At 55.6% G+C, this 25,066-nt stretch carries 16 protein-coding genes and 1 pseudogene; 1 reads left to right on the forward strand and 16 read right to left on the reverse strand.

Annotated features, from left to right (window positions below):
* Nucleotides 1–79 precede the first annotated feature (79 nt).
* From O3675_RS00315 to msrA, 9 genes are all read right to left on the reverse strand, one after another.
* Entirely contained in the window at nt 80–790 is a 711-nt protein-coding gene (locus tag O3675_RS00315; RefSeq protein ID WP_371570185.1) for a DUF6318 family protein, read from the reverse strand.
* Between the two features lie 206 nt (nt 791–996).
* Entirely contained in the window at nt 997–1,764 is a 768-nt protein-coding gene (locus O3675_RS00320) for a DUF6318 family protein (RefSeq protein ID WP_313987872.1), read from the reverse strand.
* A gap of 106 nt (nt 1,765–1,870) precedes the next feature.
* Nucleotides 1,871–2,671 (reverse strand): DUF6318 family protein, encoded by an 801-nt coding sequence (locus tag O3675_RS00325; RefSeq protein ID WP_371570187.1) that lies wholly within the window; start codon nt 2,669–2,671, stop codon nt 1,871–1,873.
* 40 nt (nt 2,672–2,711) lie between these two features.
* The gene (locus O3675_RS00330; RefSeq protein WP_371570190.1) at nt 2,712–3,452 is read right to left on the reverse strand and encodes a DUF6318 family protein; all 741 of its coding nucleotides are present in this window, start codon (nt 3,450–3,452) and stop codon (nt 2,712–2,714) included.
* Between the two features lie 250 nt (nt 3,453–3,702).
* The gene (locus tag O3675_RS00335; protein WP_371570192.1) at nt 3,703–4,455 is read right to left on the reverse strand and encodes a DUF6318 family protein; all 753 of its coding nucleotides are present in this window, start codon (nt 4,453–4,455) and stop codon (nt 3,703–3,705) included.
* Nucleotides 4,456–4,761: 306 nt separating this feature from the next.
* Nucleotides 4,762–5,523, reverse strand: coding sequence for a DUF6318 family protein (locus tag O3675_RS00340; protein WP_371570193.1), 762 nt, complete (start codon nt 5,521–5,523; stop codon nt 4,762–4,764).
* Between the two features lie 238 nt (nt 5,524–5,761).
* Nucleotides 5,762–6,562 (reverse strand): DUF6318 family protein, encoded by an 801-nt coding sequence (locus O3675_RS00345; RefSeq protein WP_371570195.1) that lies wholly within the window; start codon nt 6,560–6,562, stop codon nt 5,762–5,764.
* Between the two features lie 141 nt (nt 6,563–6,703).
* Nucleotides 6,704–7,468 carry a DUF6318 family protein gene (locus tag O3675_RS00350; RefSeq protein ID WP_371570197.1) on the reverse strand — a complete coding sequence of 255 codons (765 nt, stop codon included), beginning with the start codon at nt 7,466–7,468 and terminating at the stop codon, nt 6,704–6,706.
* Between the two features lie 213 nt (nt 7,469–7,681).
* A complete protein-coding gene (msrA, locus tag O3675_RS00355) occupies nt 7,682–8,203 on the reverse strand; it encodes a peptide-methionine (S)-S-oxide reductase MsrA (protein WP_371570200.1) in 522 nt (173 codons plus the stop codon).
* A gap of 150 nt (nt 8,204–8,353) precedes the next feature.
* On the opposite strand from msrA, the gene O3675_RS00360 reads away from it, so the two are divergent.
* A complete protein-coding gene (locus O3675_RS00360; RefSeq protein ID WP_371570201.1) occupies nt 8,354–9,298 on the forward strand; it encodes a Nif3-like dinuclear metal center hexameric protein in 945 nt (314 codons plus the stop codon).
* Nucleotides 9,299–9,476: 178 nt separating this feature from the next.
* Here the strand turns inward: O3675_RS00360 and O3675_RS00365 are convergent.
* From O3675_RS00365 to O3675_RS00395, 7 genes and pseudogenes are all read right to left on the reverse strand, one after another.
* Nucleotides 9,477–11,049 (reverse strand): annotated as a pseudogene (locus O3675_RS00365) (gluconolactonase).
* Between the two features lie 300 nt (nt 11,050–11,349).
* Nucleotides 11,350–12,945, reverse strand: coding sequence for a peptidase (locus O3675_RS00370; RefSeq protein WP_371570204.1), 1,596 nt, complete (start codon nt 12,943–12,945; stop codon nt 11,350–11,352).
* A 304-nt stretch (nt 12,946–13,249) separates the two neighbouring features.
* Nucleotides 13,250–15,220, reverse strand: coding sequence for a gluconolactonase (locus tag O3675_RS00375; RefSeq protein ID WP_371570206.1), 1,971 nt, complete (start codon nt 15,218–15,220; stop codon nt 13,250–13,252).
* A 366-nt stretch (nt 15,221–15,586) separates the two neighbouring features.
* Complete coding sequence (locus tag O3675_RS00380; RefSeq protein ID WP_371570209.1) at nt 15,587–16,468, reverse strand: S-layer homology domain-containing protein; 882 nt, start codon at nt 16,466–16,468, stop codon at nt 15,587–15,589.
* 475 nt (nt 16,469–16,943) lie between these two features.
* A complete protein-coding gene (locus O3675_RS00385) occupies nt 16,944–18,779 on the reverse strand; it encodes an S-layer homology domain-containing protein (RefSeq protein WP_303937796.1) in 1,836 nt (611 codons plus the stop codon).
* 419 nt (nt 18,780–19,198) lie between these two features.
* Entirely contained in the window at nt 19,199–21,268 is a 2,070-nt protein-coding gene (locus O3675_RS00390; protein ID WP_303937794.1) for a superoxide dismutase, read from the reverse strand.
* A gap of 213 nt (nt 21,269–21,481) precedes the next feature.
* A complete protein-coding gene (locus tag O3675_RS00395; RefSeq protein ID WP_371570212.1) occupies nt 21,482–24,721 on the reverse strand; it encodes a siroheme synthase in 3,240 nt (1,079 codons plus the stop codon).
* Nucleotides 24,722–25,066: the final 345 nt, after the last annotated feature.

Consider the following 25,066-nt stretch of genomic DNA (forward strand, 5'->3'; position numbering starts at 1 on the left):
ATACTGCAAAAACTGCGTTAGCTAACGAAAAGTGCTGTTTGTTAGGCGTACGTGGTGTCGGTGTCTATGTCACTGCATCCTAAACGTTGAGGCCAGAATTGCTTCCGCCCGAGGAGTCGGGGGTAGCTGTCGAAGAGCTTTTCGTCTCAATGGTGACCATCCACGTATTGTTCCGATAATTCAACACAAAAGTGACCTCATCATTAGCAGAGCTGCCGCTCGTATCTGCAATGTGAATATCCCTGTCCTCCGGTACGTAATGGAGAACGGCGGCCTTATGGTTACGGCCAATACCCTTCCAACGGTACTGCTCATCGTCAACCTTCTGTGGAGTCTCTTCGATCAGCTCAGCCAAGAGCGGCGTATCGGTGCCGTACATCCACCCCTCATCCTTCGCGTACAAGTCTACGTATATCTTCATCTTCTGTACGTAGATACCGTCTAGGTCCACGTCCTTGAACGGGGCAGCGTCGCCGGTAACCGTCAGATAGTTCAGGGCTGCGAGCCAGTAGCCCAGCGCCGCATACATGCCGGAGATCGTCTTCGACTTTATGTTCTCGGGAGGAACGGGCATGGGCGGGTTCTCCGCCTTCTTCGTGGTGCTTGCGGGGCGGTAGGTTCCGGTGGACTTGTAGCTATTGAACTTCAGCTCGCCCTTGTAAGGGCGCATCGGGTCAACCACGCTCGGGTCCTCCAGCGGGCGGATATCGCTGGCGCAGGCAGTCAAGGAGGCGAGCGCAGCGGCAGCGGTGATACCCAGGGCGGTGCGTCGGGTAACGAAGGTAGGCATGAGAACCCCTCAATAGTTTGTTCGTGTGCTTTTAAGCGTACCCGAGCAGGTTTGTTGGCACGTTCAAAGCCGGCACCTGCTCATCTGGGGGAATAGTTCAACACGACCGTACGCAGGCCATGCAAACAAAAAGGGGAAGCTCCCGCACGCAGCCTCAACTGCATTCGAGAGCTTCCCTCATCACTATAAATGGCTAGGAACGCGGGTTAGGCACTAGCGCTACTCGCCTCTGAAGAGGGGGAATCAGCTTCTTCATCACTGAGTAAGAACCAGGCGCCGTCCTTATAATCAAACGGAAAATTGGTTGCCTCGCTCTTGGTCGATCCATCAACCAGAGGAACAGGGTCATGACCCTCAACGTGAGCCTTTGCATTGGGATCATAGATAATGCGTCCGAGCCAATCGTAACGGTTGGGACCGCCCTCAACTTTTTTGGGAGCATCAGTCAGCAGCTGAATGGTAACCGGCGCATCCGTGTCATACACCCAGCCCTTACCGGAAGAGTAGATAAGAACAGCATTGGCGTGATCGTTCGCATAGCGGCCTTCAGGGTCAGCCTTCTTGAGCGGTTCGAAATCGCCGGTCATGAACATGTAGTTGAAGCTTGCCACCCAGTAGCAGAGGAACTGGTACATGCCCTCAACGGTCGCCTCGTTCATCTTCTCCGGAACAACAGGCTTCGGCACGTTCTGCGCTTTCTTCTCAGCCGTGGCAGGAACGTACTCGCCGTTCTTTTCGTACTTGTCGAGCTTCACCGTGCCCTTATACGACTTCTTAGCGGAAGTAGTCGCAGATGCCGAGGCGGATGCGCTTGCAGACTCAGAAGCGCTGGCACTGGCCGAAGCCTCACCGGAAGGGGAAGAAGAGCTATCAGCCAGCGGACGGATATCGCTAGCGCAGGCGGTCAGCGCTGCAGCCGCGCCGGCACCGGTTGCAGCAGCTAGTGCGGCGCGTCGAGAAAGAAAAGTTGCCATGAAAAATCCTTAAATAGTGCGTAGGGTCATGGGACTAAGCCCTAAATCTTATGAGCCTGTAAGCGAGGTAAATCCCCGCCCCTATGACGGACTCAGCAAAGATGCTCTAGGCGTTCTTGGAGCTAGCCTCATCGGATGATTTAGCACTCGGGCTTGCAGTGCTTTGCCCGCGTACCTTGGTGGGGTAAGTAAACCACTTGCCGTCCTGATACGACAATTTCAGGTTGGAAAGCTCGGGCTCCATGGAAGTGTTCTGGTACATAGGCCTGTTGCCCTTACCCTCAACATGCATCATCGCATTAGGGTCCTTGGACAGCGTGATACGCCAGTAATAGAGAGGTTCGTTGCCTTCCACCTTCTCAGGTTGCGGGGTCATCATCTCAGCCTGAAGCGCATGCTCCGAACCGTAAAACCACCCCTCATTGGACTCATAAAAAGTCACGTAATCATGGAAAGACTTCACATCCCTGCCGGAGGGGTCAGCCTGCTTCAACGGCTCATCGTCACCGGTGAGCACCAGATAGTTGACGCTGGCAAGCCAAAAACTAAAGGCAGAGTAGGCACCATCAATGCTGTTCTCATGCATATTCGCCGGAGGGAGGGGCTTGGGCACGTTCTGCGCCTTGTGCGTCTCATCCGCGGGAACGTACTCGCCCTTCTTCTCATAGTTGTCGAACTTTACCGGCCCCAGATAAGACTTCGCAGAAGAACCGCCCCCAGAGGAGGAGCTAGCGGAGGCAGAGGGGCTAGCAGAGGCGCTAGAACTTGCTGAAGAGGAAGCCTCCCCAGAAGCAGACGGGGAGCTATCCGCCAGCGGGCGAATATCACTGGAGCAGGCACTCAGCATCGTAATAGCGCCTGCACCGGCAGCTAGCAGGGCTGCACGTCGAGAAAGGAAAGTCGTCATCAGAAATCCTTAAGTAGTGCGTATCAGAAGATGAGGAAATTTAGCTGTTGTTATCCAGGAGCATGCGCCACATGCCCTCCTTGTACTCCATGATGAACTTCGTCGTGCGAGGAATCGTCTTTTCTTCCTCAACGATAGTCGCGTCAGGCTCACCCTCAATGTGGTACTTAGCGGCAGCGTCATACGCGACGGTCACAAGCCACTCGTAACGGTCCTGCTTATTAGCAACCGGCTGAAGCTCATTCTCCGCAATCTCAATCTTGTACGGCTGATCCGAACCGTAAATCCAACCCAGACCCGACTCATAGAGCTTAATCATGGTCCTAGAGTTCCTCAGAAAAGCCTTCGCAGGATCCGCCTTCATCAGCGGCTCAACGTCGCCGGTCAAAATCAGATAATTCTGGGACGCAAGCCAATAACCCATCAGCGCGTAGGCGCCCTCGGGGCTGTTCTCCTTCATCTTCTCCGGAATCAGAGGCTTCGGCACGTTCTGCGCCGGCGCATCCGCAGTCGCAGGGATGTAGGTGCCGTTCCGCTCGTAGTTATTGAACTTAATCGGACCCACGTATGAGCCGGGCGTGTGATCATCGGTAGGAGAAGGCGACGCCGAAGCGCTCGCAGAAGAGGACGCCGCACCAGAAGCAGCATCAGAAGCTGAACCAGAGGAACCGCCGGAACCCTGCGACAGCGGGCGAATATCGCTAGCGCACGCAGTCAGCGCCGCAAGGATGCCGGTCGCACCCACGCCCAGGAGAGCACGTCGAGTGAAGAAGGTAGTCATCGGAAGCCCTTCGTTGGAACCAATACAGAACAGATAAAAACACCATGCGCCAGAGCAGGCGTAGACGCCCTGTAAAGACCTATCAGTACGTCAATGTATACACCTTTAAGGTTACCCGAGAGCCACCAAATAGCCCCGTGACCACTTCGAATGTTCAGAAAATTAAGACCCCACACCCAGCGTTTTACCAGGTGCGGGGTCTTGTTGCGTGAGAAGTCACGAGGAGAGAGAACCCCCTGCAAGGCGGCAACTACGCGGCACTAGACAGCTCCCATTTGCCGTCCTTGTACTCCAGACGGAACCTCGCCACCTTCTTCTTCGACTCATCAGCGCTCGTTGCCTTCTCAGGCTGATTCCTGTAATGCCGCATCATCTTCGGGTCCATGTAGGAATAGCCTTCCCAGATAAAGCGGGTATTGTCGCTACCCGGCACCTCACGAGGAGCATCCGTCAGCAGCTCAATAATATACGGAGTTTCCGTACCGTACACCCAACCAGCACCCGACGCATACAGCTTGATTGTGCTCTGATACTTCTCCCAACCGTAGCCCTTGTAGTAAATATTCTCAATCGGGGCCGGGTCACCCGTCATCATCAAATAGTTCAAGCTCGCCAGCCAGAAACTCAAGAAAGCGTACGCACCATCAACGCTGTGCTCCTTGATATTCGCCGGAGGAACAGGCTTCGGCATATTCTCAGCCGGATTCGTAGCGCTCGCCGGAACGTACTCACCGTTCTTCTCATAGCTATCGAACTTCATCGGACCCTTATAGGACTTACCCGAAGAAGGAAGACCCGAAGCAGCCGAAGCAGAAGGAGAAGCCGAAGCGCTCGCAGACGCCACTGCAGACGCAGATTCGGAGGTGGCCGCCGCCTCCGACGGAGAAGCCGAGCCGGTGCCGCCAGCCAGCGGACGAATATCGCTGGCACACGCAGTCAACGCAGAAAGCGCGCCAGCAACAGCAACACCCAGGGCAGTACGTCGAGTGAAGAAAGTAGTCATCGGAAGTCCTTCGTCGGATCATTCACCTCCAAAGCCGTCAGTACGAAGCTCACGACCTGCAGGCAAAGACCACATCTAGTACGTCAATGTATATACATTAAGCGTACCCGAGGTACCCTCCAGCGGCCCTCGAATAGCTCCAGGGTTTTGCCTGGGTGTTCCCTGGGTTTCCGCAGAGTTCCGCCAGAATTTTCGCAGAGTTTCGGCACAAAGAAACCCCGCCCACGGTGCATTACCGCAGGCGGGGGAGAAGCCTACCTCAAGCTGTTATGCCTGAACCGTTATGGTGGGGCCTAGACAGAAGACCTAGGCAGCAGAAGAGCTAGAAGAAGCGGAAGCCGACGAAGAAGAGCCTTCATCGCCGGTGAGCATAATCCACTTACCGTCCTTGTATTCCACGGCAACCTTCGCCAGCTTGCCATTCGGGCTAGAAGCGGTCTTAAAGGGCTGGTCAGACTTGCCCTCAATGTGAATCTTCGCATCGGCGCTGTAGTTCATGTATGCCGGCCAGTCGTAACGGGTACCCTTACCGGACGCCTTCTTCGGTGAACCACTAGTCAGCTCAAGAGTAACCGGGGTATCCGTACCGTACATCCAGCCCAGATCGTTCTCGTACATGATCGTAAGTTCCTGCAGGCTCTTCGCATACACATCTGCAGGGTCAGCCTTCTTCATCGGCTCAGTATCACCGGTCATCAACGCATAGTTGAAGCTCGCCAGCCAGTAGCCAATGAACGCATACATGCCATCAACGTTATCTTCGTTCATGTTCCCCGGGGCGAGGGGCTTGGGCACGTTCTGCGCCTTCTTCTCGGCAGTGGCAGGAACGTATTCGCCGTTCTTCTCGAAGTTATCGAACTTCACAAAGCCCTTATAGGACTTGTCCGAAGAAGCAGATGCGGAAGTAGCGGCCGAGGCGCTTTCAGAAGCGGAGCTAGACGCCGAACCTTCAGCCGTCGGGCGAATATCGCTAGCGCATGCAGTCAACGCAGCCAGCACACCGGCACCGGTCGCACCCAGCGCCACGCGGCGGGACATACCAGCAGAGAGGGGGGAAGGGCTCGTCATAATCAGCCTTTCAAAAGGAAGTCAACAAAGGAAATTGAGTGAGTTGACGCCCCTATTATACCGACAAGCACACAGACACCTATCAACGGTCGTCATTTAGCGCCGATGACAAAGCAACCTAATACCACTGCAAAGCATCACCAAGTCTTGACATAAAGAACCCCCGCCCACGGTGCATTACCGCAGGCGGGGGAGAAATCCATCTTAAGCCGTTAGACCATACCTATAGGGTAGGTGCTTAGACAGAAGAAGAACTCGAAGAAGAATCGGAAGCCGCCGAAGAAGAGCTCTCATCGCCGGTGAGCATAATCCACTTACCGTCCTTGTACTCCACACCAACCTTCGTCAGTTCCCGCGAGCTATCCTCCATAAAGGGTTCATCAGGGCCCTGACCTTCAGCGTGAATCTTCATGTCCGCGCTGTAACTCATGTATCCCAACCAGTCATAGCGAATTCGGCTACCGGAAATTTTCTGCGGTGAATCAGAAAGCAACTCAAGAATAATAGGAGTATCCGCACCGTAGAGCCAGCCCGCATTATTTTCATAGGCAACCGTCAAATTCCGGTAATTCTCCAGCGCATCCGCAGATTCAATCTTCTGCAGCGGCTCAGTATCGCCGGTCATTAGCAGATAGTTGGAACTCGCCAACCAATAACTAACGAACGCGTAAATACCGTCAACGTTCTGCTCGTTCATGTTCGCTGGAACGAGAGGCTTCGGCACATTCTGCGCCTTATGAGTGGCGGTCGCCGGAACGTACTCGCCGTTCTTCTCGAAGTTATCGAACTTCACGAGGCCCTTATAATGCTTGCCGGAAGAAGCAGAAGGCGAAGCGCTAGCCGAGGCACTGGGTGAGGCACTAGCTGAAGCGCTCGCAGATGCACTAGCAGAACCGGAAGTAGAGTTAGACGCCGAGCCATCAGCCAGTGGACGAATATCGCTGGCACAAGCGGTCAACGCGGCAAGTGCACCAGCGGCGGTCGCACCCAGCGCCACGCGGCGAGACATACCAGCAGAGGTGGGGGAAGGGCTCGTCATAATCAGCCTTTCAAGGGAAGTCAACAAAAGAAAATGAGTGAGTTGACAACCCCATCATACCCTAAAGTATGCAAATAGATATCAAATGTTTCCACTTACATCCTTTTGCGAAGAAAGGTTTAAAAAGCTGCAATTAGTGCACTAGGATGCCGAGGGGCTCGCAGAATCCGAGCTCTTACCAGCGTCCTTATCCTTCTGGGTGCTCATAAACCAAGCACCCTCCCTATACTCCACAACAATCCTCATCGCCTGACCCTGAGAATCCTCAGCCCCCACAATGGGCTTATCACGGTTATCACCCTCCGTCAGATGCCTCTTCCCATTCTGATCAACCAGGGAACGAGCACGCCAATAATAAAGAATGCGGTCGCCCTCAACCTGCGTGGGAGTATCCGTCAACAGGTACACAGACATCGGCTCACTCGTGTCATAAATCCAGCCGCGCCCCGTCTCATAGAGCTTAACCATCGGCTCAAGCTCCTTGGTGTAGTCAGTGCTAAGATCCGTCTTCTTCATCGGCTCAATATCACCCGTCAACGCCAAATAATTAAAGCTAGAAATCCAATAGCCAATCAGTGCATAGATACCGTCAATGCTCAGCTCCTGCACCTTCTCCGGCATGAGCGGTTTGGGCACGTTCTGCGCCTTCTTCTCAGCCGTGGCAGGAACGTACTCGCCGTTCTTCTCAAAGTTATCGAACGTGACCTTACCCTTATACGACTTATTCGCAGACGGCAACGCCGGCGAAGCAGAGGGGCTCGCGCTCGCTGACTCAGAGGCGGCAGTATCAACCGGTGGATGCACCGTACGCGCACACGCAGACAACACAGCGGCAAGACCAACACCGCCCGCACCCAACACGGCGCGGCGGCACAAGGCGACGGGCTTAGAAGAGGAGCTAGTCATCAGCAGTCTTTCGGTGAGGTCAACGGACAAGGAGGAGTGAGTCGACACCCCCATCATACCGGGCGCACCTTATAGCAACCCTAAAGCACCGGCGAACAATGAATAGCCGGGCGCATACGAAGACACCCCATAGCTGCCACACAACAAAAGACAGCTACGGGGTGAACAACGTAAACGTTCCGGCTGAACCGGACGCACCGACTAACGGAACAGCTAACGGAGCAGATACGCAAAATTACGGCGCGCCTGAGCCACCTTCGGGCTCACCACAAACGCACAATAACCCTGCGCCGGATTCAACGCGTAATAATTCTGGTGATACTCCTCAGCCTCATAGAACACGCCCAGGGGCTTAATCTGCGTAACAATGGGGGAGGAGTACAGCTGCTGAGCACGCGCCACCGCACGCTCAAACGCCTCACGCTGCTGCTCATCCGCGTAGAAAAGCACCGAACGGTACTGTGAACCGGTATCCGCACCCTGACGATCCCAGCTGGTCGGATCGTGGCTTGTGAAGAAAATATCCAGCACCGTATCCAGGTCAATGACCTGCGGGTCAAAGCTGAGCTTCAGCGCCTCCTGATGCCCGGTCGCACCCGAACACACCGAACGATAATCAGGGTCGGGAGTATCGCCGCCCGTGTAGCCGCAGATGCTCGCCTCAACCCCGCGGAACTGGCGGTACACCGCATCCAGGCACCAGAAACAGCCTCCGGCAAGAACAACATCAGTCATGATTCCTCCTCGAATATTGGGGCTCGAACTAACGCTTCGAAAACCACGCTACCTAAAGAACACCGCAGGGCCGCACAATATTCCTGCGCTACCGCAGGCTTTGGCGTAAACCGCCACCTGCCCTGCCGCGTCACCTGCCACAATAGAGGTATGACTGAAAAACTAGAAACCCCCACACTCTCAGAAGTCGTCGACGCCTTCCACACACTCTTCCCGCCGCAGCTCGCCGCCGGCTGGGACGCCTCCGGTCTCGTCGCCGGACGTGGCGCCGCCAAAGTGAGCACCGTCCTCTTCGCAGTAGACGCCCTCACCGCCACCGCCGAAGAAGCCGTAGCCGAAGGCGCGCAGCTACTCATCACCCACCACCCGCTACTGCTACGCGGCGCAAAGTTCATCCCCGACAGCGACTACAAGGGCAATGTGCTGCACACCCTTATCGAAGGCGGATGCGGACTGCTCGGCGCGCACACCAACGCAGATGCCGCCGTTGAAGGCGTGAACGAAGCACTCTGTGACGCTATCGGTCTGATTGACCGCGAACCGCTCACCGAAGCGCAAACCCAGGTACTTGACGAGCAGGAACACGCGGTAGGCACCGGCCGCCTCGGCACCCTGCCCGAAGAAGTCACCCTCAAGGAGCTTGCAGAACGCCTCGCTACGGCACTGCCCGCAACCGCCGGCGGCCTGCGCATCGCTGGACACGCTGACCAGCCGATCCGCCGCGTCGCCCTCTGCGGTGGTGCCGGTGACTCTCTCTTCGACGCTGTGCGCGCCACCGACGCGCAGGTGTACATCACCGCCGACTTGCGCCACCACCCCGCCAGCGAATTCCGTGAAACCGCACGAATTGACGGCAGCAACATCGCCCTGATTGACTGCTCCCACGCCGCCAGCGAATCGCTGTGGTTGCGTTCGGCGGCAAACCGCCTGTGTGCCCTGCTCGCTGAGCGCGGTTTCATCATCGAAACGAAGTTGTCCGCACTGAACACCGACCCGTGGGACTTCACCGTCTCCACCGGCGTGGCAACCGGTCAGGATGCGCACTCGGCAAGCACCGAACCCGCCGCCGCATGGACCAGCCTGACTGAAAAGTAAACGCTGAAAGTAGCCGCTGAATAGCTACCAAGAAGCAGGCTTCAAAAATTTAGGCACAGTAAAGCCCGGCCTGCACGAACCCGACAGGAACCTTTCCCAAGGATCCTCAAGAGAACGTGCAGACCGGGCATTACTTCTGAGAGGTATTATCCCGCAAGCACGGGTGGTCTAAACGACCTTACTTAGCGCGAGCCTGGAACGCCTCAATCAGAGTCTCTAGCTCACCCTGAGTCACCATGTGCTGAGCATCGAAAGCGCCGCTAGCGTTCAGTACCACCTTGTTCTGCTGAGCCCACAGAATCTCACGGTAGAACGCCGAACCGGGAGCCACATCGCTGTAGGGGGAGTCGCCCTTAACCGCGGGCGAACCAGCCGCACGGTAGGTGAACGCCGCAACGGTAGCGTTCGAAATGCCAGCATCAGCATGGAACTTGCCGTCCGACCAGCCGAAGGTAATACCCTTCTGACGAGCCCACACGTAAGCAGGGAAGTTCGGGTCGTCGGTCTTCACATCCGGCCAGGGGGAGGTCTCAGGCAGCTTCACCTCGGGGGTGCCCGCCTGAATGTACAGGGCAGCTGCGAGCTCACCGCGAGTTGCCGGAGTCTTCAGATTCTCATCGGAAGGAGCAGGCTTCTGGTCGTCGTCCTTCTTAGGATCCTGCGCGTTGGGCAGGTTTGCATCCCTGTAACCGTTCGTACCATTCAGATCCAGGTCCTGCCATGCGAGCAGGGTACCGCGGCCCTCGGTGGACTTGCCCACAACCGGTGCGAGCAGCTCGCCGCTCTCGCTGTAACCGTCATTAGCCCAGACCTCAATCACGTACTTCTTCGAAGCATCCAGGGTGTTTGCCGGAACATTCACTTTACCGTACAGGTTGCCGTCACGGTACGCCGAGTACATGGTGGGGTGGTTAAACTCGATAATGTCGCTGGCTGCCAGAACCGGGGGTGTTCGAGCCCTTCTCACGAACCACGAACTGAACGCCCTTAACGGAGTCGATATTGCCGTGGAAGCCGCTGCCGCTAACATACAAAGTCTGCGCCTGCGCGGGATTACCCACAGCGTTGTATGCCAAGCTAGGATCGAACGGCTCTGCCCTCTTACCCAGAGTATTCAGGACCTGAGTGCGTACCACGTTCTTGCTGGTCCACAGCTCCTGAGTGGTCAGCGGCTTCTGACCCTTCTGCTCAGCAACCACGTGAATCTCATAGCGGACATCGTACTTGGTGCCGCCGGTCGGATCCTGGGCGTAATCGTCATCGACGAAGTAGTAGGCGGCAAGATCGTACGCCTCGACCTTCAGATCAGCCTCAAAAGTGCCGTCATCGGCAATGGTGAAGTCCTGACCCTCCACAAAGCGCAACATCTTCGAAGTCGGAATCTCGTAGCCGGAGGGCGCGTAGTTCGCGGGGGCAATGTACAGCGCCACGGTGCCGTGCTGAGCGCGCCACTCCTTGGTGTAACCCGCACCCTTCACATGGATGGTACCGCCCTCAGTCGTGACGAGGGAGGGGTTCACGCCGTCGTACTTGTAACCGTCAGGGATGGAAACCTCAAGGGTCGGGGTAGCCGCAGCGTCCTGGTCGGCTACCTGCGGGGTAGCGGCAGCAACAGCAGCATCAGCGGCAGGAGCTGCATTCTGAGCCAGCGCCGGGGCCAACGGCAGAACCATAGCACCAGCCAACGCCAGAGCGCTACAATTCCGAGCCGCGAGGAGGAATGAAGACTTAGAGTTCGGAAGCGAGGACATAAGACATCCTTAAAGTTGTTTCTCGCAGGGCTCTGCGGGCTCAATGGCGGGTAGGGAATTCGCCGTTGAATCTGCACACACCCTATGAGAAAAGTGGTTGAAAGCCCCGTCGGTTGCGGGGACATTTTCACCCTATCAAACCCTCAGGTAGATGTCAGAGAACACTCAAGGGAAGCTTGAAAGTTTTGAGGCGTTTCACAGGTTGATCAGCCGGTAAAAGCTGAACCCCGTGCACCCGGTGAGAAGAAGACTCTCAAGGTGCACGGGGCATTGAGGCTAGAGCCAGCCCGGCTTACTTAATTAATTTTGCTCAGGATGAAGGAACTGAGTCGTAAAGTAGTACATCATCCACTCCAGCTCGCCACGAGTCACGGGGTGCGTTGAATCAAACGTGCCATTGTCGGGATTGATAATCTCCTGCTGGGTCACCCATAGAATCTCGCGATAGAACGCGGAATCCGGCGTAATATTCGGGAAAGACGAAACACCCTGCACAGCCGGCGAACCAGCTGCACGATAGGTCAACGCAGCAACGGTAGCGTTCGAAATGCCGGCATCCGCATGGAACTTACCGTCCGACCAGCCGAAGGTAACGCCCTTTTCACGAGCCCAAATGTAGGCGGCGTAGTTCGGGTCGTCAGTCTTTACATCCGGCCACGGAGAGGCCTCAGGAAGGTCAACCTTGGGGCTATTCTTCAACCCATAAAGGTAGGAAACCAACTCACCGCGGGTAGCGGGCTGTTTGTCCTCATCGCCGTAAAGATGCGTCGAAAAGTACTCACGTCCTATATCAATCGTACGAGCACGCGTGAACTGCTGGACACCCTCAAACTTCAAATCCATACTGCCCAAAAGAACACCGCGGTGCTCCGGCGCATAACCCACCAACGGGGTGATGAGAGTCTTATCCGGCTGGCTGACATAGCCATAGTCGCTCCACGCCTCAATGAGGTACTGCTTGGACGGATCCAGAGTGTTCGCCGGAATCTTGATGGTGACGAAAGCGAAACCTCCCTCCAGCGTGTTCGAGTAGGTTTCCTTATCGTAGCCGTAGTGTTTTATATTGCTCATGACCAGGACCGGGGAGCCGGTACTCTTCTCACGAATGAGGTACATCATGCCCTCTGCTCCACGGAGATCCCCATGGAAACCCACACCCTGAATCAGCAACTCCTGATCCTTTGTGGTGTCCTTCAGAGCATCGTATTTAAACATGGGTGATAACGTACCAGGGCGATCATCCTTAGTGCTCAGACCCTGGTGGGCAACAACATTCTTGCGAGCCCAAATATCCTGAACAGTCGACTGCGGCTGACCCTTAGGCTCGGCAAGGATGCCAATCTCATAGCGCACCTTCTCCAGAGTCGTATCCGGGGAATACTCCTTGAGGGGGTAGTAACTCTCCACGGTGTTGGGATCGATCTTCAGGTAAGCGTCAAAGGTGCCGTCATCTTCAATGGTGAAGTCCTTACCCTCTTCAAAACGAAGCATCGACGTGGAAGGCTCCACATTACCAGGACGGTCCTGAGTAGCAGCAATATAGACGACCACGGTGCCGTGCTGCTCACGCCACTCCTTGGTGAAACCGGTGCCCTTCACCGTCATTTCGTTGTAGTCACCGGTGTACAGGGCGTCGCTTTCTTTCCTGAAGTAGTCACGACCATCCAGGAAGTCGTACTCCCCATAATCAACGGTGAAAGACGGCTCATCCGTAACATTCTGGGTTGCAGGGGTATTAGCGGCCGGCGCGTTTGCCACAGGTGCGTTTGCGGCGGGTGCTGCATCCTGCGCGAGAACCGGGGTCATCGGCAGGACCATCGCGCCCGCCAGTGCCAGTGCACTGCAGTTGCGAGCCGCGTGCAGGAATGAAGACTTAGAGTTCGGAAGTGAGGACATAAGACATCCTTAAAGTCGTTTCTCCTAGAGGGCTGTAGGGGGCTCGCTGGCGGTTATAAAAATCGCTATCGAACCTGTTCTTCCCCAAGGAGAAAGTGGTTGAGTACCCCCGTCGGTTTCGGGAGTACTCCCACCCTAGCAAAGTGTTGAACAGTTGTCAGGAAACACTCAAGGAACGCTTTAAGGTTCTGGAAAATCTCACACAGTGAGTAGCTGTTAAACGCTGAACCCCGTGCCCCCCAAACAGAAAACCTGTCTAGGAACACGGGGTTATGCGTGCAGCTAGTCGATCAGCTGAGCCAGCTTATCGAGACTGGAAAGCTGCCAGCACCGTCTCCAGATGGCCGCGAGTCAGCAACTGCTGAGGAATGAAATAGTGACCATCATACGCAGACGCCAAATTCTGGCTAGCCCACACAATCTCACGGTAGAACGCAGAACCAGGCTTAACATCCACGTAGGGGGAATTACCCGTCACCGCAGGAGAACCAGCCGCGCGGTAAGTGAACGCCGCAACGGTGGCGTTCGAGATACCAGCGTCCGCGTGGAACTTGCCATCAGACCAGCCGAAAGTAATGCCCTTCTGACGGGCCCATACGTAGGCGGCATAGTTCGGGTCGGTAGTCTTCACATCCGGCCAGGGGGAGACTGCCGGCAGATTCACCTTGGGGCTACCAGCCTGAGCGTACAGTGCCGCAGTCAACTCGCCGCGGGTAGCGCGTTCCTTGCGCTGCTCATCGGTCAGGCTAGGCTTCTTATCATCAGTGTTGGACGCATCAGAACCCTTAAAATTCAGGTCCTGAGAAGCCAACAGCTCACCGCGACCCTCGGGCGCCTTACCCACAACGGGGGCAAGGAACTCGCCGCTCTCGCTGTAGCCGTCATTAGCCCAGACCTCCACCACGTACTTCTTCGAAGCATCCAAAGTGTTAGCCGGAACCTTCACGGTGCCGTTCACTACGCCGTTCACATACTCAAAGGCACGATCGTGGTGGTTGTACTCAATGATGTCGCTGGTCGCCAGAACAGGGGTGTTCGAACCCTTCTCACGGATTACATACTGAACACCCTTGACGGAGTGAATCTCACCGTAGAAACCGGTACCCGAGAAGTAAATGTCCTGATCAGTGGTGGTATCGCCCAGAGCCTTGTATTCCACCTTGGGGGCAAACGGACTGGGACGGAACGCCTGAGTTTGCACTGCAATACGGCGAATCACATTCTTGCCAGCCCACAGATCCTCAATGGTCAGCTGGGGCTGACCCTGCTGCTCAGCAACCAGGTCAACCTCGTAACGCACATCGTAAGTCGGGATACCGGGGAAGTAGTAGCGAGGCTCATAGTAGCGCTGAAGCACGTCCGGCTTGACCGTCAGCTGAGCATCCAGGGTGCCGTCCTCAGCAATGGTGAAGTCCTTACCCTCCTCAAAACGTAGCGGCGTATCATCAGCGGGCAGTAGGCTACCGTCGGGAACACCCTGAGAAGCGGCCAGGTAAACCGCCACCTTGCCGTGCTTTTCACGCCACTCCTTAGTGAAACCCGAACCCTTCACGTGGACGGTACCGCCCTCAAAGGTGTACAGCAGCTGAGCCTTGCCGTCGTACAGAACCTCGAACGTCGGAGCGTCCTCCTGGGTGGCCTTAGCGCCCGGAACATCCGCAGCCGTCGTGCCGTCAGAACCATTGAAGTTCAGCGTCTGAGAAGCGAGCAGAGTACCGCGGCCCTCGGGTGCCTTGCCAACAACGGGGGTCACCAGGTCTTCGCTACCCTCCTGGTAGCCGTTGTTGCCCCATACCTCGACAACGTACTGCTTTGCCTTATTCAGGGTGTTAGCGGGAATCTTAACGTTACCGTTGAGGAGCCCATGCTGGTACTGGGACGAATACTCGGGGTCGTTGTACTCGATGATGTCGCTAATAGCCAGGGCGGGGGTGTTCGAGCCCTTCTCACGCACAACAATCTGAACACCCTTCGGGGAGTTAAAATCACCCTCAAACCCCCAACCCCAGAAGTCCAGAACCTGATCCTTATCAGTATTCTTCAACGCGTTGTAGCTCAAGTGAGGATAGAACTCATCAGAAGTATCAGTGGGATTCTCACGGACGCGATCATCCGGCAGGGAACCAGCAACAGCCGCCGCAGGAGCATCCGCGGCAACATTCTGAGCAAGCGCAGGAGACATCGGCAAAACCATCGCGCCAGCCAACGCCAATGCACCGCAACCCCGTGCTGCACGGAAGAAGGACGAAGCCTTGAAATTCGGAAGAGCGGACATAATCATTCCTTATTGGTCGAACCCATCGCGCCAATGCAGTTTCTAAAAGGGGAGTGAGAAATCTTCGTCGAATCTGCGCCAACCCAATGAGAAGTGGTCGAATGTCCCCGTTAGTTTCGGGGACAATTTCACCCTATCAAAGGGGTGAATAGAAGTCAGGAAACACTCAAGAGAGACTTGAAGGTTCTGAGGGTTTTCCCAGGTTGACCAGCTGCTAAAAACTGAACCCAGCACGCTAAACTCAGCACGTTAAACCCCGAAAACAGAACCCCGTGCTCCCGAACAGAAAAACCATTCGGGAACACGGGGCGGCCAAATACACTAACCAAGCACTAAAACGAAGCGTGAAACGAGGAAGTGCGAAAACTATGAAGTGCGGAAGTACAGGTACATCATCATCGCAACACGACCACGAGAGGTCTGAGCCGTCGGCTCAAAAGCATTACTCTCAGACACCGTTGACACGCCATGGCGAGACGCCCACACAATCTGACGGTAGAACGGAGTCGCAGACGAAACATCGCTAAACGGGGAAGTACCCGACATCTGAATCTTCCGCGCACCATCAGCACGGTACAGAAGCGCCGCAGCGGAAGCATTCGACAAGCGCGCCTCCGCATGGAACATACCATCAACCCAACCGGACGTAATACGCTCCTGACGCGCCCACAGGTACGCATCATAGTTCGGGTCAGATTCATCAACATCCGCATACGGCGAATGCTCCGGACGAGTCACCGCCGGCGAACCCGCCAGCTTATAGAACATAGTGATCAGCTCGCCACGAGTCACCGGATCCTCAGCACCAAACTGGTCCTCAGAAACCGGCTCCATCGTCTGGGTGCGAACAGCCCAACGGATACCCGCATAGTACGCAGAATCCTCAGGGGCATCAGCAAAAATAGTGTTCGCATCCGGCGCGGTCACGGACGGACGCAGAATCTTCGGGCCCTGGGTCGAAGAACTCGACACCAGAGCAGAAGTAGAAGTCGCCGAAGCGGTCGTCGGCGCAGCAGTATCCGCCGAAGAAAGACGCGCCTCCGACGAATCATAAAAAGAGAAAAGAGGTGAGAACGGCAGATACAAAACACCCGCCAACGCCACAGCGCCAACAGCCAGCTCAATACGGCGGCGCTTACGCTTCTTAGCGGCATCCTGAGAAGAAGTATCGGGGGTACCCTCCGGTGCCAGCAGAGGTGCAGAAGAATTATGGGCAGTATCAGACGACTGCTTAAAATCCTGGGACATAAATCCTCAATGTGGTTGATGTATCGGTGTGTGCTGGGCTCCCTCTAGTTCTACGCACCCAGCCGGATAAGGGTGCGCACCAAGGGGGCGCAACAGTCCTAAGCATAAACCACAGCTTGAAAAATATTAATTTACACTCCATGGAACATTCTTGAAAAAGGGGAGTGGAGCACCCCAAAAATCCACCCAATAGCGGGTACTGCATGAGGCGCGCCCCACATGCGGTACAGCCCACACTAGCGTGGCAACCGGCAAAAATACCCCGAAAAACCGCAGGATAGCAGCGGACAACAGCCCCGTTCACACCCCCTATAGATACCCTGCAGACACCTCATAAACACCCCGCAAGAGCACAGAAAAGCCGGGCCAGCGGCGATGAAACCAACGTTTCATCGCCGCCAGCCCGGCATAATCCCTAGACCCTAGAGATTAGTCCTAGCGAACCTTATAAAGCCCTAGTGAACCTTATAGAGCCCTAGCGGACCTTGTAGTTCATCAAGAAACCAGCCAGCTCACCACGGCTCACCAGCGCAGACGGGTGGTACTCAGAACCCGGGAAGACCTGCAGCTTCTGCTGCTTAGCCCAAGTGATCTCGCGGTAGAACGCAGAACCGACCTTCACATCGGTGTACGGCGCCTCAGTCACAGCAACCGGCTTCTTACCATCAAAACGGTACAGGAACGCCGCAACAGTAGCATTAGAGACAGACGCATTCGCGTGGAACTTACCATCAGACCAGCCGAAAGTAATACCCTTCTGACGAGCCCAAATGTACGCAGCGTAGTTCGGGTCATCGGTCTTCACATCCGGGTACGGGCTAGTAGCCGGCAGGGTAACCTCCGGGGAACCAGCCATGCGGTACAGCGCAACAGTCAAATCACCGCGGGTCGCATCATCATTAACGCCGAACCAATCCTTCTCACGAGAATCAATCAGCTTCTGATCAGCAGCCCACAGAACAGCCTTGTGGTTCGCGTGAGCAGCCGGAACGTCAGCGAAACGCTCACGAGCCTTCTTGTTCGCAGACTCACCAGTCAGAGTCAGGTAATCAGCCGCGATGCGCTCGCTCTGACCATCTGCGTAGTTCACGGTCACGAAAATAGCGTAGTGGCTATCAGCATCCAGCTTGGTGCCGTCAACGTTAACGGTCGTCTCAAACGCGCCGGTCGCCACACGGTCAGCGCTCAGAGTGATGCTCTCCAGAGCCTCACCGGTCGGGTTGCCGTCAGCCTCAGCAGCCGAGAACAGCACGTTCACGGTAGCACCAGCGGGGACATCGAAATCCTTACCCTTCACACGGATAGTGGTCGAAGAACTCAGATCCACCTTGTCAGTGCTCAAAGAAACCGAAGGAGACTCCTTCTTAACATTCTCGCCGTTCACCGGAACAAACGCCTGAGTGCTCAGCGCCTGGCTGTTCGCCTCATCGTTATCTTCCGGAACGTTGAACTCGAAAGTCTGCACAACATAGGAGCTACCAGACTTCAGGGTGCCCGCCGGGATGTCCAGAACAGTCGAGAAACGGCCGTTGGTGTAACCCATGTACTGACCAAAGAAAGCAGAGTAGGAGGTGAACTTAGCCTCCGACTGAGCCAGCGCGGGGCCGGTCGCCTTACCGGTCGCCGGATCAACCGCACGAACCGCAACAATCAGCGACTCGCTACCGTTGTACGAAATGTTCTGGAAGCCAGCACCGTTCACGGTGACCTTAGTGTTCTCAGAAGCGTTCACCGACGAAGCGCCGTACGACAGGGTGGGGGAATCAACGGCGGGAACATCCGCGACCGTCAGTTCAGTACGAACCTCATCCGCGGGAATCCAGCCGTCTTCAGCGTCATCGCGGTAACCGAGCACAACATCGAAGGACGAGCCATTGGCCTCCAGATAGTTAGCGCCGATAGAAGCGGTCAGATTCACGGTGCCGTCAGCCGCAAAGGCGGAGGCGGGAACATCCTGAACATAGACGGGGTAATCACGCGGACGGTGCGGCGGGAAAGCAACGCTTTCACCCTTCGGAACAACGTACAGGCGGAACGACTTGCCTTCAACGAAGTCCTTGGAGAAACCAGAGCCGCTAACCGTCACGTTGCCGCCCTTGAGAATGTCAAAAGTGCCGGAGGTAACCTGCAGACGCTGAGCACCCTGAACCTCACCCTGTGCAACAGCCTGGGCTGCTACCGGAGTAGCAGCAGGAGCCGCAAACGCGGGGGAGAGGGGCAAGAGCATGGCACCCGCCAAAGTGAGGGCGCAGCCGTTCTTAGCCATGTTTTTGGGTAGCGCAAAGCGCATGTGGTTGGGAAGTGAGGACATTGTTATCCAATCAGTTTTTATCGGTGTCACGCATCGAGTGTGGTGCGCATAAACACCGTAGCAAATAGTTAAGACATGCTGGAACCTGAAAGGTCATCAGTGCGAAAAATGCCTGTGTGTTTTATCGCATGTCTTAAGGTGAAGTATAGCTTTAAAAAGTATGTGCATGACGTGGAAAATATGCCTAAATATTGTGCTGATAAGCACAAATGCTGGTCACTGTACAAAAAAGAAAGTAAGGAAAACCCACCGCATTCGAAAAATTCGCACCTATGCAACCTCTGCAGGTTGAGAATATTCACAATGCGGTGGGCAAGGCAATATAAAAGTCACCCACAATAAAAATGGCACATAAACAGAGCCATAAAGTCGCCTACTTGACGAAAGCCAACCAGAATGGCTAACACCACGGAGAGACACTATGTGAGACGGCTGCCGCCGTGCTCCATGCGGTATAGCATCAACGCCAAGTCATAGACGGACGTTGTCTCCATGAAAAAGCGTTCGTGTTCCCAATCCCCGGTGTAGCCCCAAATGCGTTGCTGAACAGCCCACCGAGATTCACGCCAGAAAGCGCTACCCTCCTCCAAATCCAGAACCCATGGGTTAGCGCTCACCTCAGATTCATCCGACCCCGGCAGGCTACTGTTACGAGACTGCGGTGCGGCAGTCGGCAAGCCGGGAGACACCATACCGCGCGAACGCTGATACCTATACAGGAACGCCGCCGTCGAATAATTGTGCATGTTCATCTCCGGGTGGAAATTCCCATCCGCCCAACCGAACGTAATGCCCTTCTGACGAGCCCAAATGTACGCCGCGTAGTCCGGATCATCCGGAGCGATATCTCCATAAGGGCTCGTCGCCGGAAGCTCAACCTTCGGGGAACCCGCCAGACGGTACAACGCCACCGTCACATCGCGGCGCGTCATATCGCGTCCCTCACTCAAAGAAGAAAACTCAGGAAGAACCTGACGGTACTTAAACCATGCCCAGGCGGCGTTGACCTCCTTATTCTTCGTAAACTGCAGTTGCAGATCCTTCGAAGTAAGCTGCTCAACCGACTCAACCGTACCGTCCTTGCCAGCAGTCACCTTCTCCAAGAAGAGCCTGTACGAGCCGTCATAATTCATCGGTGCACCGGGGATGTTCAGCTTCTCATCCACCGTGCCGTCATGGATGTTCTCAGCAGCAATCTCCTGCACTAGCGTCTTCTGACCGGCCAGAAGTCCCTGCGCGTCAACATACTGCACCGAGAAACGGTAAGAGACCCCAGGCTGCTTCTTCAAGCCGACGGCGCGTACCTGAAGGATATTTTCCTCATCATAAGGGCTCACCGTCGTAGCCTTCAGAAACATCTCAGGGCTAGCCGATTCCTTATTAAGCGAACGTACCGGAATGAAATCTGCAACATCATTCAGCAACTCACCGGGGTAATTCTCATCCTCCGGACGGTCTTTACCGTAGAAACCAATCTTATAGACCTTACCCGGCTTAAGCGTGCCCCCAGGAATCGTAATAGACGTCTTAAAATGCCAATTCAGGAAATAAACGCGCTCTCCACTACGAGAAGCCGGGTACGGAATCCGAGTGGTGAATTCTGGTTCGCCTACAATCTTTCCGGTCTTCGGGTCGACTTCATAAAAAGCCAGAAGCGCGGGGCCATCCTTGCCCTCTCGACTACCGCTCGTAAGGATATGGAACCCCTCAATCGTCAGAGTCGTATCCTTCCACGGGTCATCAATCGCGGGCACACTGAAAATGTACGTCGTCTCAGTCGGCTTAGGGTCCTGCACAACATTAATAGGTGCACGCGCCACAAAACGGAATTCGGACGGCCAAAAATCCTCCCGGTGGCCCTTCTTGTGGTACGTCAGAATAACGTCGAAAAGAGTGCCTTCTTCAGCCTCAATAATGTACGGCCCAATATTGAGGAAGAAGGTGTAGCTCCCGTCCGGATTTTCTACCATCTGCTTCGGGTTGGGCTCACGGTCAAAGAGGTAGCCAAAGTAGGCATATCCGTCAATGCGGGCATACGCGGCCTTGAAGTACGAAGAACCGCGATCAACCAGAGAAAATTCGTAGAATTCGTAATTCTGACGGAATTCAGCACTGAGCGGAGGCGTCGTCAGCGTTACGGTGCCTCCTCGAGTAATGTTGAGAGTCTCGGGAGAGACTGTAAACCCTTCCATTTCAGGATGGCGAGATTCATCTACCTCCGGAAGCGAATATGTGGGTTCGTCAGCATCTTCTTGAGCTGCAGCGGGAGAGACGGGGGTCGTCTGTTCCGGGTCTGCCTGAGCGGGTGCAACCTGAGTCGGCTGGTCAGGTGCTGCCTGGGCCGGTGTTGCGAGTGCCGCCGGGGTGATACCGGCAAGCGGGCTCAAACCCAGCAACAGGGAAAGGCTGAGCGCGCGGGCGCTCGCCGGGTGGCGCGGGGTATCAGAATGGTGTGGGGCACCTCGTGGGGCGAAGAATGAAGACATCATAATCCCATCTACAAAATTTATACGGTGATTGAAGTGAGTGAGTATATGAAGTGAGCGAAGACGTCGAGCGGATAAAGCGTGAAAAGACCCCCAAAAAACAGGGGAGAAGTAGCATTCTGGAGAAACAAATAGGAGGGGTGGCACCGGCGGGCTGAAAAGCCGAACTAATCCGAACATTCCAGCCCACCGGTTACCCCTCACCACGACCGGGCGTTACTTGAGGTGGCTGCCGCCGTGCTCCATGCGATACAGCATCAACTTCAAATCACCAGAGGAAACGAAAGACCTATCAAAGTCCTCATAGACGTATTCCCCATCAACGCGGTAACCCCACATGTGGTGATCAACAGCCCACTGAGCCTCACGCCAGAAAGCGCTACCCTGACGAACCTTATGCTGCCAACCGCTAGCACTCCGAGGCGCACCCTGGTTGCCCGGCACAGACGAGCTACGCGGCAACGAGGCAGAGGTCGGCACCTTCGGCGTGACCTGACCCATCGCCTTCTGGTACCTGTACATGAACGCCACCGTCGACGGGGTCGAAAGCTTCGCCTCCGGGTGGAACTTACCATCCGCCCAGCCGAAGGTAATGCCCTTCTGACGAGCCCAAATGTACGCGGCGTAGTCCGGGTCGTTCGTTGCCACATCCGCGTACGGGCTAAAAGCAGGCAGCTCCACCTTCGGGGAACCCGCCAGGCGGTACAGCGACACCGTCACATCGTGGCGCGTCATACCGCTATGCCAGGACATCGGCGAAGGATTAGGCAAAATATCACGCTCAGCAAACCACTGCTCAGCCGCCTGCAACTCATCCTCACGCGTCAGCTTCAGAGGAATATCCTCGACAGCAAGCTGCTCTACCGACTCACCGGCACCATCCTTACCGGGGGTGACCTTCTCCAAAACCAGACGATAAGCACCCGAATAGCTCAGCTGCTGAGCAATCGTCAGATTCAGCTCCACCCTGCCATCCTGGATGCGATCGGCGGGAATCGCCTGCTGGAACACCGTCTGACCGGTCAAACGCCCTTGCTCATCAACATGCTGCACCGAGAGGCGGTACGATCCTTCACCCGGATCAGAAAGCCCGGTAGCGCGCGCCGTAAACAAGTTCGTCTGCGCATAAGGGCTCAGGCCCACCGACCCAAGGTGCAGCGTGGGCCCCGCAGAGTCCTGCTCGGGAGAATGCACCGGAAGGAACTCAGCAACATCATTCAGCATAGAACCCGGAGAATCTTCCATGCCGGGGTAAGGCAACCCGTTCCCATACATACCAATAAAGTAGAGCTTGCCCGGCTTCAACGTACCCGCAGGAATCTTCAGCTCCGCACTGAAATAGTTATTGCGGAACCACCTGGTGTTAACCCCGTAGTACGTGTAGTCCACCCGCTGAGTGAACACAGGCTCACCCACCATCTTTCCCGTTGCAGGGTCAGCCTCATAGATAGCGATGACCGGCCAATCATTACCAACCATTTCACTAGCCTGGGAGAGGATATGGCGTCCCTCAACCCGCAGCGTCGTATCCTTCCACGGGTCATCGATAGCGGACTGACTGAAAGTGTAGGTCCCACGGGTCGGCTGCGCATCCTGAACCGTATCAATATGGGCGCGGGCATACAAACGGTTCGACCTACTCGAAGGTTCCGGCTCAGTTTCATCCGACGGGTAGTACGTCATCACCACATCGAAGAGCTCGCCGTCCGCCGCCTCAACGTACTGCGGGGGAACCTTAAACGTGTAGGTGAGGCTACCGTCCGGGTTCTCCCGCACCTGATGCACCAAATCCTTGAGCATTCCGCCGTACTCGTCGAGAGGCTCATAACTATTGTGCTCCGCATACACGTACACCGACCCGCGCTCCACCAGAGCCAGCTCGTAGAAAGTGTACTTCTTACGGAACTCGGGGCTCAACGGGGAAGTCGTCACCGACACCGTGCCACCCTGAGAAATATTGAGGGTTCCCGAATCGACCTTCAACTCAACATTCCCCGGGTTCTCCGAATCAACAGCATCAGCGGCAAGAGGAGCCATCGGAAGCTGCGCGTTCACCGTGAACTTATGGCTACCGTACGAATACTCAGAGTCCGAGAACACCGCCCGCACTTCAGCCACTGAACCGCGGGAAGAAGGCCTATTGTAGGAATCGCCGTGAACCTTATACTCAACCTCCACGGTCAGAGTACCGTCAGCGTTGCGGGTTACCAGCTCGTCACGCTTATAGTATTGGCCCGCTACATCATTCCTCGCAAAATATGCCTGCTCACCAGAGGTAGCGTTATAAATCGCCACAGAATCAAGGTAGTACCCCAGATCCACCTCGGGTGAAATATTAGAAATAGTCACCTTATAGACACGGTCCTGACCGGGATCAAAATCCTGTGCAGCAACAGATACCTTCGGCAGGGTATTCCTGAACGAATTATCCTGATACGCCATGCGCGCAGGATTATTGCCCACAGGAACGAAGGGGAACTTGCGCGACAGCTTATTCCACCCGTGGGTTTCTACACCGGAAACACCCAGGGAATACCCCTTACCGGACTTCAAGACTCCCGCGGGGATAGTGACCTTTTTCTGGAAATAGCCATTAGGAATCAGGCCCTCGAAAATGCGCTGATTCTCTTCCGTATCCGGTGCCTTCAGCTCACCAAGCGAAGCCACATTATCGTTCGTGACCTTTCCCTGCTCATCATGCTCGGATAGGGTGAACTTCACGGAGCTGACATCCTGAAAACCGGTACCCGTCAGCGTCACCTCAATCGGCTGACCGGAAGCAATCTGCTCCTCAGAAATAGCCGAAACATCATAGGTGATGGAGGGGAGCGCCGCCTTCGGGAGGTTGAACTCCACCGGCAGCGCCGCACGGACGCGGTCCTCAGTGTTCCACGCATAGGGGTGCGCCTCATCCACGGGGCGGTAGGTCAGAATGACCTCGTACTCCAGGTTTGCCGGTAGGCTATTCGCCGGAACCGTCAGGTCAGCGCTGAAACTGCCGTCAGCAGCCGGTTTCGGGGCGTCAAAGACAAGGCCGCGGTGATCGACCTTCTGGTAGGGGTTGGCGTAGGTCGAAGAGCCCTTCGGCGCAATCGTGAGGCTACGCAGCTCATGATGCGCCAAGAACTCGGGGCTCAGCCCGGTACCCTCCACGTGCACGGTACCGCCGTGAAGAATGTCGAGGGAGCCGCTGGACACGCGCAGAGTCGGCAGGGAAGCATCCTGCTTATCACCCTGCACAGGAGCGTTCTGTACGGGTGCGTTCTGCACGGGCGCTGCTTGAAGTGCTGCCTGCTGCTTGCCAGCCTGCTGCGTATCTGCCTGCTGGGCGGGGGAGGTGGGCGCCGGCTGGGCCGCCACCGGCGTCAAAGCCAGCAGCGGAGACAAACCCAAAACCAGGGAAGCACCCGCAACCTTTCGGTGCGTGCCACGAGCAGGCTTAAAGAAGGAGGACATCATTATCCAATCTGAATTTTCTGCATGAAAGAGGGCGAATGAGAAAAGAAGTTGAGAGGATAAATGAGTGACAGTCCACCGCGCTGAGCCCGCACCGAATCCACATCGTAGAAGGCCCGTAGCAGCGGTAAGCTGAAGTGCAATTTCAGCCTACCAACCCGCGTCTTAGACAATCAACGAAAACACGAGAAAAACATGCCGATGAGAGTTATAAGACAAAAAATTCAAAAATTACGCCCTGGCTTTATACAAAGCCCAAACCCCAAAAAAGACCACACAATAGAGAAACAAAAACTGGAAACATCACCAGCGCTAAAAACGGCACCCAGTAGCGCCAGTACCATA

It is taken from the genome of Rothia sp. 27098_8_27 (genome assembly GCF_041432805.1).
Taxonomy (GTDB): Bacteria; Actinomycetota; Actinomycetes; order Actinomycetales; family Micrococcaceae; genus Rothia; species Rothia mucilaginosa.

Excerpts from the sequence above, each read along its gene's own strand:
- O3675_RS00315 (WP_371570185.1), bottom strand. The coding sequence starts at position 790 with ATGCCTACCTTCGTTACCCGACGCACCGCCCTGGGTATCACCGCTGCC.
- O3675_RS00320 (WP_313987872.1), bottom strand. The coding sequence starts at position 1,764 with ATGGCAACTTTTCTTTCTCGACGCGCCGCACTAGCTGCTGCAACCGGT.
- O3675_RS00325 (WP_371570187.1), bottom strand. The coding sequence starts at position 2,671 with ATGACGACTTTCCTTTCTCGACGTGCAGCCCTGCTAGCTGCCGGTGCA.
- O3675_RS00330 (WP_371570190.1), bottom strand. The coding sequence starts at position 3,452 with ATGACTACCTTCTTCACTCGACGTGCTCTCCTGGGCGTGGGTGCGACC.
- O3675_RS00335 (WP_371570192.1), bottom strand. The coding sequence starts at position 4,455 with ATGACTACTTTCTTCACTCGACGTACTGCCCTGGGTGTTGCTGTTGCT.
- O3675_RS00340 (WP_371570193.1), bottom strand. The coding sequence starts at position 5,523 with ATGACGAGCCCTTCCCCCCTCTCTGCTGGTATGTCCCGCCGCGTGGCG.
- O3675_RS00345 (WP_371570195.1), bottom strand. The coding sequence starts at position 6,562 with ATGACGAGCCCTTCCCCCACCTCTGCTGGTATGTCTCGCCGCGTGGCG.
- O3675_RS00350 (WP_371570197.1), bottom strand. The coding sequence starts at position 7,468 with ATGACTAGCTCCTCTTCTAAGCCCGTCGCCTTGTGCCGCCGCGCCGTG.
- msrA (WP_371570200.1), bottom strand. The coding sequence starts at position 8,203 with ATGACTGATGTTGTTCTTGCCGGAGGCTGTTTCTGGTGCCTGGATGCG.
- O3675_RS00360 (WP_371570201.1), top strand. The coding sequence starts at position 8,354 with ATGACTGAAAAACTAGAAACCCCCACACTCTCAGAAGTCGTCGACGCC.
- O3675_RS00370 (WP_371570204.1), bottom strand. The coding sequence starts at position 12,945 with ATGTCCTCACTTCCGAACTCTAAGTCTTCATTCCTGCACGCGGCTCGC.
- O3675_RS00375 (WP_371570206.1), bottom strand. The coding sequence starts at position 15,220 with ATGTCCGCTCTTCCGAATTTCAAGGCTTCGTCCTTCTTCCGTGCAGCA.
- O3675_RS00380 (WP_371570209.1), bottom strand. The coding sequence starts at position 16,468 with ATGTCCCAGGATTTTAAGCAGTCGTCTGATACTGCCCATAATTCTTCT.
- O3675_RS00385 (WP_303937796.1), bottom strand. The coding sequence starts at position 18,779 with ATGTCCTCACTTCCCAACCACATGCGCTTTGCGCTACCCAAAAACATG.
- O3675_RS00390 (WP_303937794.1), bottom strand. The coding sequence starts at position 21,268 with ATGATGTCTTCATTCTTCGCCCCACGAGGTGCCCCACACCATTCTGAT.
- O3675_RS00395 (WP_371570212.1), bottom strand. The coding sequence starts at position 24,721 with ATGTCCTCCTTCTTTAAGCCTGCTCGTGGCACGCACCGAAAGGTTGCG.